Origin of the sequence: Parundibacterium terreum, assembly GCF_014636315.1 — a bacterium.
GTDB classification, from domain to species: Bacteria; Pseudomonadota; Gammaproteobacteria; order Burkholderiales; family Burkholderiaceae_D; genus Undibacterium; species Undibacterium terreum.
In genome coordinates this window covers 69,782-85,183 of sequence record NZ_BMED01000009.1, presented here as the reverse complement: position 1 = coordinate 85,183, position 15,402 = coordinate 69,782, and the positions used below count along the sequence as shown (strand labels likewise).

Below are 15,402 nucleotides of genomic sequence, written 5' to 3'. Positions count from 1 at the left end.
CTCCTACACTGCCCTCATCCCTGCACAACGAGGGGACACTACCGAAACCAATAAGGACTCACTATGCAAAAGCGCAATATAGGAAAGACGGGAATGCAGGTATCGGCACTAGGCCTGGGCTGCATGGGTATGTCGGAGTTTTACGGCCAGACGGATGACAGCGAATCACTGTCCACGCTGGAAGCCGCCTATGAAGCCGGAGTCAGCCTGTTTGACACCGCAGACTCATACGGCATAGGGCACAATGAAGAATTGCTTGGTTGCTTTCTCAAAGGAAAGCGAGACAAGGTGCGCATCGCCACCAAGTTCGGCCTGATCAGAAAACCCGGCTCCTACGAACGCCGCGTTGACAACAGCCCAGCCTATATTGTCAGCGCCTGCGAAGCATCGCTAAAACGTCTTGGCGTGGAGGCTATCGATTTATATTACGTACACCGGCTGAATCTGGAAACTCCATTGGAAGAGACCATAGGCATGCTCGCAAAACTGGTCCGGCAGGGCAAGATCAAAGCTATAGGCCTATGCGAAGTATCGCCGGCCACATTGCTGCGTGCCGCAACGATCCACCCCATCTCGGCAGTGCAAAGTGAATATTCCTTGTGGACGCGAGACCCAGAGCTGCAAGTGCTGGATGCCTGCCGGGAAACGGGGGCCAGCTTTTTTGCCTACAGCCCCCTGGGGCGCGGCTTCCTGACCGGCAAGCTCGCCGATGTTGCGACGCTGGATGACAAGGATTTTCGTAGTTTCAATCCACGCTTCACCGAAGAAAACATGCGGCACAACAAGCGTATCGTGGAAGTCCTCCAGGCCATTGCAGGCGAAAAATCCTGCACGCCTGCCCAACTGGCTCTCGCGTGGCTGCTGGCTCAGGGAGACGACATCATTCCTATACCCGGCACAAAGCGCAGCAAGTATGTACAAGAAAACCTGGGCGCGCTGCAGGTAAGTTTGAACCAGGACGAGCTGTCGCGCATCTCGGAGGCCCTGCCTCCCGGTATAGCTGCCGGCGCACGCTATAGCGAAGAGGGGATGAAGGGAATGAATGCCTGATGAATGTCTGGTGAACGTGTGATATCGGCACAGCCGGTGCTGTTAACAGCAGGACCAAAGGACCATGCCTGGCCCGCTGCTCCTCCTATACTACTATCCTGTATTCAGCTTATTTCGGCTGCAACGTTGCCCTTTTGGGAAAGCCAGGCGCGTGCACTCTGGAGCACAAGGGCAAATTCTTTTTCAACCGCCTCCAGCGACGTGGGCAGGGCTGCCTGCTGTTCCTCAACAATGGCCCGCTCCATCTCCAGTGCAGCAGCGACAAAGCGCTTGGTGCCCAGGGTCCCTATCGACCCTCGCATCCCATGCAGGCGGCGAGCCACTTCCTGATTGCGCCCGTGACTGAGATCTGCCTTGATTTCATCCACTGGAAGCATATCGGAGGCCACCAGGTCGCGTATCATTTTCACGATGACTTCTGCCGCCCTGGGGTCCATCGCCATGAATTCCAGCAGCTTGTCCGGCGCAAATATGTCGTCCGCATCAGGTGCGCCAGCCACATCTTCCAGCACCGGGGCAGGTATGTCCTTGCCACTTGCCAGCAGCTTCTCCAGCACACCGACCATTTGCATCACATCGAGTGGTTTTCCAATGAAGTCATTCATGCCTGCATCAGCGCACAGCTGACGCTCGGAAGTGGTCACCCCCGCCGTCATTGCCACAACCGGAATTTGCAAGCCTAGTTCCTGGCGTATCTTGCGCGTCGCGCTAAAGCCATCCAGCACTGGCATCTGTACATCCATCAGGACTGCATCGTAGCGGCCGGCATGCCTGGCGAGGTGATCAACCGCCTGTTGCCCATCTCCCAGCACATCGACAGTGGCTCCTTCGTGCTCCAGCAAGCCGCGCGCCACAATCTGGTTCAATGGATTGTCTTCGACCAGCAGCAAATGCAGGCCCTTTAACCTGCTGGTCATAGGCCGCTTCGACTTCAGCTTTTCAGCACCCGAGACTTTGGCGACAATGGCTTCGTGTACTGCATTAAACAGACTGGACCCGGTAATAGGTTTGGTCAATACAATATCAGCCTCATCGGCATGCGGGGCTCGCGCCATCTGGTCACGCGCAAACGCATTCACCATGATGATGACCGGCTGCCGGCTTCCCTGTGTCGTCTCGCGGATCGCTTTTGCAGTAGCAAGGCCATCCATCTCCTGCATGGTCCAGTCGGCAAGGATCACATCATAGTTTTCTTTTTTTGCCATGCGCCGCTTAAGCTGCAGTACTGCTTCTGCGCCGGAGCCGACGTCATCTGCCTGCCACCCCCAGCTACTGACCATTTTTTGCAGGAAATTGCGGCTGGTCTGGTTATCATCGACAATCAGCAAGCTCAATTTGCCGAGTACAGGCAAGCGCAGCTCTTCCTTCTGTTCGGCCACCACGTCGACAGGAAACGTGAACCAGAAACAACTACCCTGCCCCGTGCGGCTGCTGACACCGATCCGTCCGCCCATGATGTCGATCAGCCGCTTGGTAATGGTCAGACCCAGCCCGGTTCCACCAAAACGACGAGTGATGCTGGAATCAGCCTGAGAAAATGGCGCAAACAAACCCGCCTGCTGCTCTTCATCAATACCTATACCAGTGTCTTTGACCTCAAAACGCAAGACCGCCTGATTGCCGCTCCTCGACTCCAGGCCCACGCTGACAGATACTTCGCCTTCATTGGTAAACTTGACCGCGTTCCCGGTCAGGTTGACCAGGATCTGCTGCAGGCGCAGGCTATCTGCCAGCAAGATACGCGGCACCTCGGGATCGATACCTATAGCCAGCTCCAGCTCTTTTTCCCCGGCATTCATCGTCATCGTGGTGGCCAGCGAATTGAGTAGCTGGTCGATATCAAATTCAGCCGGTACGACCTCCATATGGCCGGCTTCAATTTTGGAAAAATCCAGCACATCATTCAAAATGCCCAGCAACGATTGCCCCGAGGTGCGCACCATCGTCAGGTAATTTCTTTGCTCCGCCGTCATGTCCGTGTTGCCCAGTAACTGCACCATGCCCAGCACAGCATTCATCGGCGTGCGTATCTCATGGCTCATATTCGCGACGAACTCACTTTTGGCGCGGTTCGCAGCCTGCGCACGGTCACGCTCTATTTCCAGTTCATGCGCGCGCTCATCAATCTCCTTGATCAATTGCTGTAGCCTGGCATCCGCGGCAAAACGCGACTCCATCAGTGCATTGAAGGCCTCAGTCAATTGTCCGATTTCATCCCTGCGTTTTACCGGCATGGCCGAAAAATCACTGACGTCAGGTCGCATGGACAAAATACCGTCCCTTAATTTACCCAGCGGCGCCAGCAATCGCGTTGTGATCCATCCGATAAATACGGCGGCCAGCAACGAACTGACGGCACCCAAGGCGGCAAGACGGTAAGAGACGTGCTCGAAAGGCGCAAATGCCTCGGCAATAGGAAGTGAGGATGCCAGCACCCAATCCACGGTCTTCAGCGACTTGAAGCTGGTCAGTGCCCGCAAGCCATTGCTGTTGGTGCTTTCCACCGTTCCCTCAAAGCCTTCCTTTAAAGCACGGGTAGTGGCCAGATTCGCGTTGACCGGCCGCGGTTTCAGCAATTTCTTTACATCCGGCTCCAGCACATAGATAGGGACCTCCGAACGAGTCAACGCAAAATAAAATCCTGTTTTCCCTACCTTGGCAGTTCTCAGGTGGCCCAGCACATTATCTTTGTAAAGGCGAAGCACGCCGATCAGCACTGCCTGCACATCACCATGCGCATCCAGCACAGGCGCAATGACCTGGACGATCGGCTCTCCCCTGGCCCTGCCGAACAGGGGTTCGGATATAAAGGCTTTCTTGGTCCGCATCACCGTCTTAAAATAGTCACGGTCCGCGGCATTGATCCTGGTGCGGCCTGCCACCTCGGGGGCATCGGCGATGACATCGCCCCGCTTGTTAAGAATCAGTATGTCGTCGAACAACGCAAGAATTGCCCTCTGTTCATAGTAATTTCTGAGCTTGGATGGCGTATCAATCAACTCGCGGGGAAGATGCTCAGCCGAACGCCGCAGGATATCAATCAGCATCGCAAGTTTGTCGTCAAGCTCTTCTGCCGTGCGATTGACCAGAGCCGTCTGCTGATCATATAAGACATGGGTGAAGTCTTCACGCATCTGCCGGATTTGCATTGCGGTGACAAGCGCAATCATGACGACTGTGGCAAAACTGGTCGCCAGGGCTATTTTGAATTTGATGCTTAGAGTGCTAAGAGGAAGGGGAATCATCTCTGTCTTTGAGGGGCTTTCAAATGAAGCCGATTAGCGATTCTACAGGGTAGCGGCATACGGGATTGACGGAGTATTTTGTCAAATAGCAGTACTTGAACAAGCAATATATGGGGAAATGTTGAGGATAGGATGAAATCACATTGGCAACTCATTGATAAGCACAAAGATTGAATGCATTCGTCCCAATATTGTCCTCTTGAAAAAAGTTACATAAAAATCATTTTAATCTATCAATGTCGTCCGCGTGCAAGTATCGAAGTTCCCGCAATTTCCTTGCAAATCTTCCAAGAAAATTTGCAGCGCCAGTGTATTCGTATAAATTCAAAAGCAAGAATTCCCAAAAAAATTATTGCTGTGTCCTAAATAGCTTGACCATCGCACCTGAAAATGGTTTGCTATGATAAAACATGGCTAGATATATAAAAAAACAAGATTGGGTAAAAGGGGCTTGCGTCAATATTTCTCAGCAGCGCCCACAGTAGGTTTCCTGTTATTACCGATGGTACCAGCGCCCTGTGCACGGGCACTTCGCACGCCATCTTGCCGGGGTAAGTATACTTATGCCAGCAAGATGTTTATCGGCTTCAGGCACGCAGGATTTACTGAAGCTGATGATGAAAAGGATAGCACCATGGATATCGTTCACCAGGAAGTGTTGCTGCCCAAACCGGAGCCCGACGATGCCGGAGTTCTGACGCAGCCACGCCCCTCCATGGAAAGCCCTGCTTCTCCAACAGCCGGTCCCCGGACGCTCTCCAGCATCAAACGCGCAGGCTCCCGCTTTTATTCCAGCAATTATTTCATCCCAGCCCTTGCCTTGTTGAGCGGCGTGGCAGTTTCAATCGCGCTGTTTTCCGCAGTTTCCAATCAGATCGAAGATGAAGCAAAGCTGCGCTTTGAGCGCCAGGCGAGCGATGCCCATCATGTTATCCAGTCTCGGATTTCGTCTTATGTGGAAGTCATCAGGGGCTTGTCTGCCTTGTTCCACACTTCAGGCAATGTATCCAGGCTGGAGTTTCATCGCTATGTCGCCGGTCTCAAGCTGGAGCGCAGCTATCCCGGATTCCAGAATCTGAACTACGCCCAGTTCGTGCAGAATGAAGAGAAGACTGAATTCGAAACCAATGTCAGGCGTGACATCAGCCTGAGCCCACAGGGCTATCCGGATTTTTCCATTACGCCTTCCGGAAAACGAGCCAGCTATTCAGTCCTGATCTATCAGGAGCCGATGGCAAGTAATGCGAGCACCTTTGGCAAGGACCTTGCCGCCAGCACCTCAGGGGCGCTGGCGCTGGCGAAAAGCCGCGATACGGGTGAATTGATATCTTCAGGTTCGCTGATTCGCGTCTCGGGTCCCAACAAACATGTAGGCCTGGCCATGCGCATGCCTGTATACCAAAACAATATGCCTTTGGATACGGTTGAACAACGGCGCCTTGCCTACAAGGGCTCGGTGGGTGCGGGTATCAACGTTAAAAACCTGATGGCTGGAGTATTGAATAGTGAAGGTCTGCAAAACATGCATTTCCGCATGTACGACCGTGGCCCTACCGGTGAGAAAGCTGCGACGCCCCCCGCAGGCGGCAATAGCCTTTTGTTTGACAGCAATGAAGCGCAGGAAGATGAACAACCTGTCTCTGAACTGGACCAACAAAACAAGCAGCGGCATACAACACTTTCGCTGGAAATCGGCGGACGCACCTGGGAGACTGAATTCACTTCGAAAGAAGGTGCGTTTGCGAATCACCTGGACGTATGGCTACCATGGATAGCATTGCTCGGTGGACTGTTGTCCAGCTGCCTGTTGTCCTGGGTCTTTTATGCAATGGCATTTTCCCGCAGCCGGGCAATAAAATTGGCGAAGGCGATGACCAGGAAATTGCGTGAAAACCAGGCCAACCTGGCAGAGGCGCAACGTACTGCCCATCTTGGAAGCTGGTCGCTGGACAGGGGCAATGGCGCCATGACCTGGTCGGCAGAGACCTACCGGATTTTTGAATGCGATGCCACGACCATGGTCCCGGAATTCGAGACTTTTCTCCACCGCATTCATAATGACGACCGCCCACAACTCAGCGCGGCGCTGGAGCAAGTTGTGTCGGTAGGTTACAGGGTCAGCGGAGAATACCGCATATCCAGCCGGAACAATACGATACGCTGGGCGCAGATCATCCTGCAGCCATCAAAGCCGGGCGAAGACCGCGTGTTGAACGGCACGATCATGGATATCACCGAAAGAAAACGGACTACCTTGCTGGCGGAGGTGGAACACAGGGTGACGCAACTGATGGCATCGGCCAAGGATACCGAGCTTGTGATGCCGCTGGTACTGGAAGCCTTGTGCAGAGGCCTTGGCGGCACAGCCGCCTGCTTTTATATCATGGCAGAAGACGGCCCCTGGTTGCGCTATGCCTCGTCCTGGTGGCTGGATTCGGTAAAAGATACGGAATTCCTGGACCAGAAAAAAGAAGTACGCATTTCACGGGGTATCGGTGCGGCAGGCCGTGCGTGGGAGCATCGCTGGCCGCTGCTGATGTCTAATTACGGCCCGGACCTTCAATCGGAGTTGCGCCACACCGAACTGGCCGGCATGCCCAGCGTTTTCACCTTCCCGATATTGTCCGATGACAGCGTGTTCGGCGTCATCGAATGCTTTGCGCGTCCGGATTACCAGACCTATGAGGGTCTGCAAAAAATGCTGATGTCTATAGGCGGCCAGATCAGCCTGTTCTTCCAGCGCAAGCTTGCCGAGACAAATCTACGCCATGTTGCGAACCACGACTCGCTGACCAATCTTCCTAACAGGAACTTGTTCACCCATACGCTGCAGCAGGCCCTTGCACGCAATATCCGCTACCGTCGCGGATTGACGATATTATTTATTGATGTGGACCGGTTCAAAGTCGTCAACGATACATTGGGGCACACTGCCGGCGATCAGCTACTGATTGAATTTGCCCGCCGCCTGAAAAATTGCCTGCGTGAATGCGACATCGTGGCGCGCCTGGGCGGCGACGAGTTTGCGGTCATGGTGGAAAATTACAATCACCTGGACCACATCGTCACTGTGGTTGAAAAAATCCTGGCCAGCTCAGCCCAGGCTTTCCAGATCAACGGCAAAGAATTCAAGACAACCTCAAGCATAGGTATTGCCGTTGCCCCGGATGACGGCAGCGACGTGGAAACTTTGTTAAAAAATGCCGATATAGCGATGTATCGCGCCAAGGTGGATGGCAACAACTACCAGTTCTATTCTCCGCAAATGAACGCCGATTCCTTGAAACGCTTCACGATGGAATCGGCTTTGCGGCATGCAGTGGAAAACAGGGAAATGTTTTTGCACTACCAGCCAAAGCTGAACTTGCAAACCGGATTGATTAGCGGCGTGGAAGCCTTGTTGCGTTGGCAGCATCCGCAGTGGGACATGGTGCCGCCGTCCGACTTTATCTCGCTGGCGGAAGAATCCGGCCTGATCATAGAGATAGGCACATGGGTAATGCATGAAGCCTGCCGCCAGGCTGCCATCTGGCAAAAACAAGGGCCTCAGCCTTTGCGTGTTTCCGTCAACCTGTCGGCACGCCAACTCAGGGATGAAAAACTGCTGATCAATATCAACAGCGCCCTGGAATCCAGCGGCCTGCCTGCGGAATTGCTGGAAATAGAAATCACGGAAAGCATGGTCATGCATGATGTACAGCAAGCGATACTGGCATTGCAAAACCTGAAGCAACTGGGCGTGCATATTTCCGTTGACGATTTCGGCACCGGTTATTCTTCGCTCGGCTATCTGCGCCAACTGCCGGTGGATAGCGTCAAAATAGACCGCACATTTATCAAGGACATCCCCCATGAAGCTGATGATATGGCGGTCACCACCGGCATCATTGGCCTGGCGCACTCACTGCGCCTAAAAGTAGTAGCCGAAGGTATAGAGACTGCCGAGCAGATGGAGTTTTTGAAGGCTAACGGATGTGACGAGATACAGGGGTATTTTTTCAGCCTGCCTTTGCTGGCCGCTGATTTGATGCCTCTGTTAGAACACAATTTTCACAAGTCTCTCGTGGAAACTGTGGAAACCCCGAGCCAGGCATCTGAGCTTGCGCAAGTTTAACTTCGACGTAAAGGATATAGACATGGTTACCGAACAACAATCCAGAACGATAGAACAAACCATCTCCGCCATTGAGGCGTTGGATCTTGAACCAATCAAATTCAAGCTGATGGCACCGGAAGGTGACGACAAGTGGACGCAAGAACAGGCCGACGCCAACGAACAAGGCTACCGCCGCTTCCTGATCCTGCTTGCAAAGTATCCCGGCGAAGCACTTGCACCACATAAAGACGTGGACAAATTCTGGCATGGACATATCCTGGACACGATGAAGTACGCTGAAGATTGCCAAAATACCTTCGGCTTCTTTTTGCATCACTTCCCTTACCTTGGCATGCGGGATGAAGAAGATGCAGTAGAAAGGATAGAATCGGCCAAGCTGATTGACGAACTTTCCCTGAAAGAATTCGGTGTCTATCACTATGGACCTGAAACCCGGCGCGCTACGGCGGCCGCTTATAGCGCGGCAGTTGGTGTTGAAAAAGTAGCAGCTTACAGCGCAGCGGTCGGCATTGATAAGGCAGCAGCTTACAGCGCAGCAGTCGGCATTGATAAGGCAGCAGCTTACAGCGCAGCAGTCGGCATTGATAAGGCAGCAGCTTACAGCGCAGCAGTCGGCATTGATAAGGCAGCAGCTTACAGTGCAGCAGTCGGCATTGATAAGGTGGCAGCCTACAGTGCAGCGGTTGGGATTGAGAAGGTAGCGGCTTACAGTGCAGCAGTGGGCGTTGATAAGGTCGCAGCCTACAGTGCCGCAGTTGGCGTGAAAAAGGTAGCAGCTTATAGTGCTGCGGTCGGCGTCGCCACCACGGCAGCTTACTCTGCAGCTATGCCACAGGCAGTGATGCAGGCCGGGCAAGACAAGATGAGAACCTGGTTCCGCCCACGCTCAAGGGCGGCACAATAGCTTGAAGCGGAAGCGCATGCGGCAAAGCTTCGATTTTTCTTTGCATGAATCGGAATGATGGCCTGCCTCCCTTCCAAATACTAATGCCCGCATAAGCGGGCATTAGTATTTTAAAAGCTAACAAGCGAATGGAAAACTACCATGCTTTCCATCAACGCAGCCCCTGGCAGCATGTATTGCCGGTCACGCCCTTATCCATCTCTATTTCACGCGCTGCTTCTCCAGCTTGCGTGCCAGCGTGCGGCGGTGCATGCCCAGGCGCCGCGCGGTTTCGGAAATATTGAAACCTGTCTCGGCCAACGTTTCATGAATACGCTCCCACTCCAGGGTCTTGATCGAGGTTGATCTGTTGGTCACCTCTATCTCGCTATTGCCTGCCACATGCTCAAAGGCGGCCTCAATATCATCGGTATTGGACGGTTTGGCCAGATAATGGCAGGCACCGAGCTTGATCGCCTCGACCGCCGTGCCTATGCTCGCAAATCCGGTCAGTACCACAATCAGCATCTCTGGATCATGCTTGTGCAGCATCTGCACGCAAGCCAGCCCGGAGCTATTGCCATCCAGCTTAAGATCGACCACCGCGTACCCAGGGGAGTGCTGCTGCAGCAGCGCCTCGGCCTGTTCAAGGTTGCTGGCAAGGATGACACGGTAGTTGCGACGCTCAAATGAACGACACAGCGTGCGCGCAAAAGCGGCATCATCCTCGATAATCAGTAGCTGGCGCTCAGCTGACATGCTCACTGCCCTCTTCCACGGTAATCGCCGCCAAAGGCAAAGTAAGACGAACTGCGGCCCCGCCCTCAGCGCGGTTTTGCGCGGCAACAATACCCCCCAGGGTACGGGCGACGTTCACAACCAGGAATAAACCCAACCCGCCTCCAGGGCGCCCTTTGCTCGATTGATAAGGCTTGCCGAACTGGCTCAGCATGGCAGGGGCAAACCCGGGGCCCGCGTCGGTGACCAATAAGGACAGGGAATCAGCATCGCGGGCGGCTTCAAAACTCAGCCATTTGGGCGATGCCTCCAGCGCATTATCCAGTATATTAAAAATCGTCTGCTTCAGCGTAGAGTCAAACACCACCGGAATATCTTGCTGGATGTGATTTTCATAAACGAATGAGGTGATAGGCCGGCTGGACTGCCACTCCTTGACTAGGTCATTCAGGAATTTATTCACCGTCGTCTTCACCGCCGATTCGCCACGGGTCTCGCCTGCCGACAGCAGGATACCGCTAACGATGCTTTTGCAGCGCTGCAATTGCGCCTGCATTTCAACAATTTCTTCCTGCAACTCGATATTCTTGCTGAATTCAGGCACCCGCTTCCAATCCCCCAATATCACCGACATCGTTGCCAGCGGAGTGCCCAGCTCATGCGCTGCACCTGATGCAAGCAAGCCCATGCGCACGATATGCTCTTCTTCTGCGGCGCGCTGCCGCATGTCCGCGAGCTGCGTATCGGCGATCTTGTGGTTGCTTTGGATGCGTGTGATAAAGATGACCAGCAACGCCGCATTCAGCACGAAACAGATGATCATTCCCTCGATATACAAGCTAGACAAACCCTCGCTATTCTGCGAAGGAAGCGCCAGCGGATCGGAGAACAGCGATAAGCCGGCCAGGCAGACGCAGGTAATGCCGACGATGGACCAGGTAGACCAGGCCTTTAGCAGCACGGCACTCAGAATGACCTGCATCAGGTAAAGCGAAGCGAAAGGATTGGTTGTGCCTCCACTCAAATACAGTTGCAAGGTCAGGATGCCGACGTCCACCAGCAGTGCAAAGAATAGTTCATCATTGGCCACCACGCGCCGCTCGTGCCAGCGCAGATGGCTGGCAATATTGAAGGCGATCAGGCAGGCCAGCACTTCCAGCATCTGCGGCAGCCTGAGATGTATACCCAGGCCGACAGTGGCGACGGTGATCGTCGTGATCTGTCCGATCACGGCTATCCATCGCAACTGTATGAGCTGCAGCATATTATTGTGGCCAGCCACGTTTTCAACCACGTTGGCTGCCGGCTGGCCCTTTACTGATTCTGCGTCCGTCTGCCTCGCAATATTTCCCGTCATTTTCGCTTTCCAGCCAAACTGCGCTCCTCGCGCAAGCTCCACAACAAAGCACCCGCCACCATCAGGGCAAGTACATACCAGGTGATAGCATATACCAAGTGGCTGTTGTGGAAGCTGACTACCGTCAGACCGCCTACCGGGCGGCCTTGATTGTCATCGGGCTGGCCTTTTTCAGCCGCCTGCGATGTGGCATCGGCATCGACGAAATAAGGCGCCGTCATCGGTAGGCGGAGGGCGGCGGCAATGGCGGAAACATCGCGAGAATACCAGCGGCCCGCAGCGGGATCATTTTTTCTCAGGAAGCCACCGCCAGGCTCGCTGATACGCAACAGCCCGGTCACGCTGGCCGGACTGCCAGTTTGATTGGAGGGGGAGAGGTCGGGGCCGGATTTTGTCCAGTCGCCCGCTTTGGAAGGCACAAAGCCGCGGTTGACCAGCACCGTGCTGCCGTCTGCCCTGCGTAGCGGTGTCAGCAGCCACCAGCCACTGCCGAGCGCGGTAGAAGCCTGCACCTTGACAGTGAGGTTATAAAGAAAGTGGCCATTCAGGCTTACATGCCGGTACTCGTCGGATTCGGCATTGATTTTTTGCCACTGGTCTGGCGGCGGCGGATCGACGGCAGGAGCCTTGACCCGCTGCTCTACCCGCTCTATCAGCGCCAGCTTCCAATACAGGCGCTTGACCTGCCAGGTGCCAAGAGCAGAAAAGCAGACAAAGGCCAGTATGGCGGCTATCACCAGCATCCACCGGATAGCCCTGGAGCGAGCGCGAGGCTCTGCCTCTGGTGAAGCAGAGCCGGCGGCACGCGCGGAAACCCCATCAGGAGTCAGCGTGCCGCGCGGGACAGAACTCATGGCATGGTTTTCACTTCTGGCTTGCCCTCTTGCATGCTAGGCGCACCATTCATGTCATGCCCTTTCATCATCTCGCCTGTCGTATCCTGCATCATGCCCGGCATCATATTGTGATTCAGGTGATACATGACCCAGATAGAGCCGCTCAGCATGATAAACACCACCATGCCGGTAAAGATCAAGGCCAGCATGGACCAGCCGCCCTCGGACTTGGTATTCATGTGCAGGAAATAAATCATGTGCACGACGACCTGCACTGCGGCAAAGGCCAACAGGATCAGCCCGGTCGTGCTGGACTTGTCAAAAACCTTGCCCATCACCAGCCAGAACGGTATTGCAGTCAGCAAGACGGCAAGCAGGAAACCTATGGTATAGCTTTTGAGGCTGCCATGATCAGCATGGTCGTCGTGACCATGGTGGCCATGGTCACCGTGATGCGCATCTCCGATGGGACGAGCAGGATGTTGTTGATGCTCGCTCATGGCAAGACTCCCATCAGGTAAACAAAGGTAAATACACCAATCCAGACCACGTCCAGAAAGTGCCAGAACATAGACAGGCACATCAGGCGACGGCGATTTTCCGGGCTCAGGCCGTGACGACCCAATTGGAACATCAGCGTGACGAGCCAGACAATACCGAAAGTCACGTGCAGGCCGTGGGTACCGACCAGCGCAAAGAACGAGGTCAGGAAGCCGCTGCGCTGAGGGCCCGCGCCTTCATGTATCAGATGCGCGAACTCGTACAATTCGAAGCCGATAAAGCAGGCGCCAAGTACGCCGGTCACAGCCAGCCAGATCAGGGTACTGCGCAAACGCTGGCGCTGCATCTCCAGCATTGCGAAACCGTAAGTGATCGAAGACAGCAACAGCAGCGAGGTATTCAGGGCCACCAGTGGCAAATCAAACAGTTCGGCACCGGTTGGGCCTTCTGCATAGTTACGGCCCAATACTGCGTATGTCGCAAACAGACAGGCGAAGATCAGGCAATCGCTCATCAGGTACATCCAGAAACCCAGCAAAGTGCCGTTCTCCGGATGATGCTCGTTGACGTAATAATGCGAGCTTGGGTTGGCGCTCATGGCGCCGGAGGAAATAGTGGTATCAGACATAGCTACCCAGCAGGCGTGTGCGTTCACCTTCGGTACGGACGACTTCGTCCGCCGAAATATAGTAATCGCGGTTGTAATTAAATGTATGGACAATAATTGCGACCATCATCGCGGCAAAGCCGACTACGGCCAGTAGCCACATCTGCCAGATCAGTGCAAAACCGCATACTGCGCTCAGAGCCGCGATGATGAAGCCGGCACCGGTATTTTTCGGCATATGGATGTCAACAAAACCTTTGACCGGACGGGCATAATCATTGGCCTTCATATCAGCCCAGGCATCATTGTCGTGCACGCGTGGCGTGAAGGCAAAATTGTAGGACGGCGGAGGCGATGATGTCGACCATTCCAGCGTACGGGCACCCCAAGGGTCGCCGGTAGTGTCACGCAGCGATTCGCGGCGTTTGAAGCTCACCACCAGTTGCACAATGAAGGAACCAATACCCAGCGCAATCAATACCGCACCGAATGCAGCGATCTGGAACCAGATTTGCAAGGACGGATCTTCGAAATGGCTGACACGGCGTGTCACACCCATCAGGCCGAGCACGTACAGCGGCATGAAGGCAAAGTAGAAACCGATGGTCCAGAACCAGAAGCTGCACTTGCCCCAGAAATCATCCAGCTTGTAGCCGAAAGCTTTAGGGAACCAGAAATTAATGCCGGCGAACATACCGAATACCACGCCACCGATAATCACGTTATGGAAGTGGGCGATCAGGAACAGACTGTTGTGCAACACAAAGTCAGCAGGTGGTACTGCCAGCAGCACGCCTGTCATACCGCCGATAACGAAGGTAATCATGAAACCTATCGTCCACAGCATAGGCACTTCAAAGCGGATACGGCCACGGTACATCGTGAACAGCCAGTTGAAAATCTTCGCTCCGGTCGGAATCGAGATGATCATTGTCGTGATACCGAAGAAGGAGTTGACGCTGGCGCCGGATCCCATCGTGAAGAAATGATGCAGCCAGACCAGATAGGACAGGATGGTAATCACGATGGTCGCGTACACCATCGATGTGTAGCCGAACAGGCGCTTGCTGCAGAATGTGGAAACCACTTCAGAGAAAATGCCGAATGCAGGCAAGACCAGGATGTAGACCTCAGGGTGGCCCCAGATCCAGATCAGGTTCACGTACATCATGGAATTGCCGCCCATGTCGTTCGTGAAGAAATTGGTGCCGGCCAGGCGATCCAGGGACAGCATGCCAAGAACCGCAGTCAGTACCGGGAAGGCTGCCACGATCAGTACGTTGGTGCACAAGGCTGTCCAGGTAAAGACAGGCATCTTCATCATGTTCATGCCGGGCGCGCGCATTTTTACGATGGTCGCAATCAGGTTAATACCGGACAGCAGCGTCCCTACCCCGGCAATCTGCAGCGACCAGATATAGTAGTCCACCCCCACATCCGGGCTGGACAATATACCGGACAAAGGCGGGTAAGCCAGCCAGCCGGTACGCGCAAATTCACCCACAAACAGGGATACCATGACCAGGATGCCGCCAAAGCAGGTCATCCAGAAACTGAAATTGTTCAGGAAAGGAAAAGCCACGTCGCGTGCGCCTATCTGCAGCGGCACGACATAGTTCATCAAACCGGTAACCAGAGGCATGGCCACGAAGAAAATCATGATCACGCCATGCGCGGTAAATATCTGGTCGTAATGGTGAGGCGGCAAGAAGCCGGCAGAATCACCAAACGCAAACGCTTGCTGCGCACGCATCATGATCGCATCGGAAAAACCACGTAGCAGCATGACAAGGCCGAAGATCACGTACATGATGCCTATCCTTTTATGGTCGATGCTGGTTATCCAGTCGCGCCATAAGGTGCCCCAAAAACGGAAGTAGGTAATGGCTCCCAGCACCGCAACGCCGCCGATGACGACGCCAATGAAGGTGAAGAGCAAGATGGGCTCGTGAAAGGGAATTGCATCCCAGCTCAGACGGCCGAAGATCAGCTTCGTCAAATCAATATGGTCTAGCATTATTACTTCCCGGAAAAAAATTGTATGGCGCTTACGGCTGCTTCAGTGTGT

10 protein-coding genes are annotated in these 15,402 nt (G+C 54.2%); 3 read left to right on the top strand and 7 right to left on the bottom strand.

Features of this window, described 5'->3' with window-relative positions; genetic code table 11:
* The first annotated feature begins 63 nt into the window (after positions 1–63).
* Positions 64–1,050, top strand: coding sequence for an aldo/keto reductase (locus tag IEW12_RS27875; protein ID WP_188569426.1), 987 nt, complete (start codon positions 64–66; stop codon positions 1,048–1,050).
* Positions 1,051–1,154: 104 nt separating this feature from the next.
* On the opposite strand, the gene IEW12_RS27870 is transcribed toward IEW12_RS27875, so the two are convergent.
* Positions 1,155–4,295: a hybrid sensor histidine kinase/response regulator gene (locus IEW12_RS27870; protein ID WP_188569425.1), complete on the bottom strand. Its 3,141-nt coding sequence runs from the start codon at positions 4,293–4,295 to the stop codon at positions 1,155–1,157.
* Positions 4,296–4,929: 634 nt separating this feature from the next.
* On the opposite strand from IEW12_RS27870, the gene IEW12_RS27865 reads away from it, so the two are divergent.
* Both IEW12_RS27865 and IEW12_RS27860 read left to right on the top strand, forming a co-directional pair.
* On the top strand, positions 4,930–8,409 hold the full coding sequence (locus IEW12_RS27865; protein WP_188569424.1) for an EAL domain-containing protein: 3,480 nt from the start codon (positions 4,930–4,932) through the stop codon (positions 8,407–8,409).
* Positions 8,410–8,431: 22 nt separating this feature from the next.
* Positions 8,432–9,316: a glycine-rich domain-containing protein gene (locus tag IEW12_RS27860; RefSeq protein WP_188569423.1), complete on the top strand. Its 885-nt coding sequence runs from the start codon at positions 8,432–8,434 to the stop codon at positions 9,314–9,316.
* A gap of 201 nt (positions 9,317–9,517) precedes the next feature.
* On the opposite strand, the gene IEW12_RS27855 is transcribed toward IEW12_RS27860, so the two are convergent.
* The 6 genes from IEW12_RS27855 to cyoB are packed head-to-tail and all read right to left on the bottom strand — an operon-like array spanning position 9,518 to position 15,351.
* Positions 9,518–10,054: a response regulator transcription factor gene (locus tag IEW12_RS27855; protein WP_188569476.1), complete on the bottom strand. Its 537-nt coding sequence runs from the start codon at positions 10,052–10,054 to the stop codon at positions 9,518–9,520.
* The gene (locus IEW12_RS27850; RefSeq protein ID WP_188569422.1) at positions 10,044–11,390 is read right to left on the bottom strand and encodes an ATP-binding protein; all 1,347 of its coding nucleotides are present in this window, start codon (positions 11,388–11,390) and stop codon (positions 10,044–10,046) included. Before IEW12_RS27850 ends, IEW12_RS27855 begins: the two co-directional genes overlap by 11 nt.
* Positions 11,387–12,244: an SURF1 family protein gene (locus IEW12_RS27845; RefSeq protein ID WP_188569421.1), complete on the bottom strand. Its 858-nt coding sequence runs from the start codon at positions 12,242–12,244 to the stop codon at positions 11,387–11,389. The genes IEW12_RS27850 and IEW12_RS27845 overlap by 4 nt, the downstream gene beginning before the upstream one ends.
* Positions 12,241–12,726: a cytochrome o ubiquinol oxidase subunit IV gene (cyoD, locus tag IEW12_RS27840; RefSeq protein ID WP_188569420.1), complete on the bottom strand. Its 486-nt coding sequence runs from the start codon at positions 12,724–12,726 to the stop codon at positions 12,241–12,243. The genes IEW12_RS27845 and cyoD overlap by 4 nt, the downstream gene beginning before the upstream one ends.
* Positions 12,723–13,355: a cytochrome o ubiquinol oxidase subunit III gene (gene cyoC, locus IEW12_RS27835; RefSeq protein ID WP_188569419.1), complete on the bottom strand. Its 633-nt coding sequence runs from the start codon at positions 13,353–13,355 to the stop codon at positions 12,723–12,725. The genes cyoD and cyoC overlap by 4 nt, the downstream gene beginning before the upstream one ends.
* The gene (gene cyoB / locus IEW12_RS27830; protein WP_188569418.1) at positions 13,348–15,351 is read right to left on the bottom strand and encodes a cytochrome o ubiquinol oxidase subunit I; all 2,004 of its coding nucleotides are present in this window, start codon (positions 15,349–15,351) and stop codon (positions 13,348–13,350) included. The genes cyoC and cyoB overlap by 8 nt, the downstream gene beginning before the upstream one ends.
* Positions 15,352–15,402 lie beyond the last annotated feature (51 nt).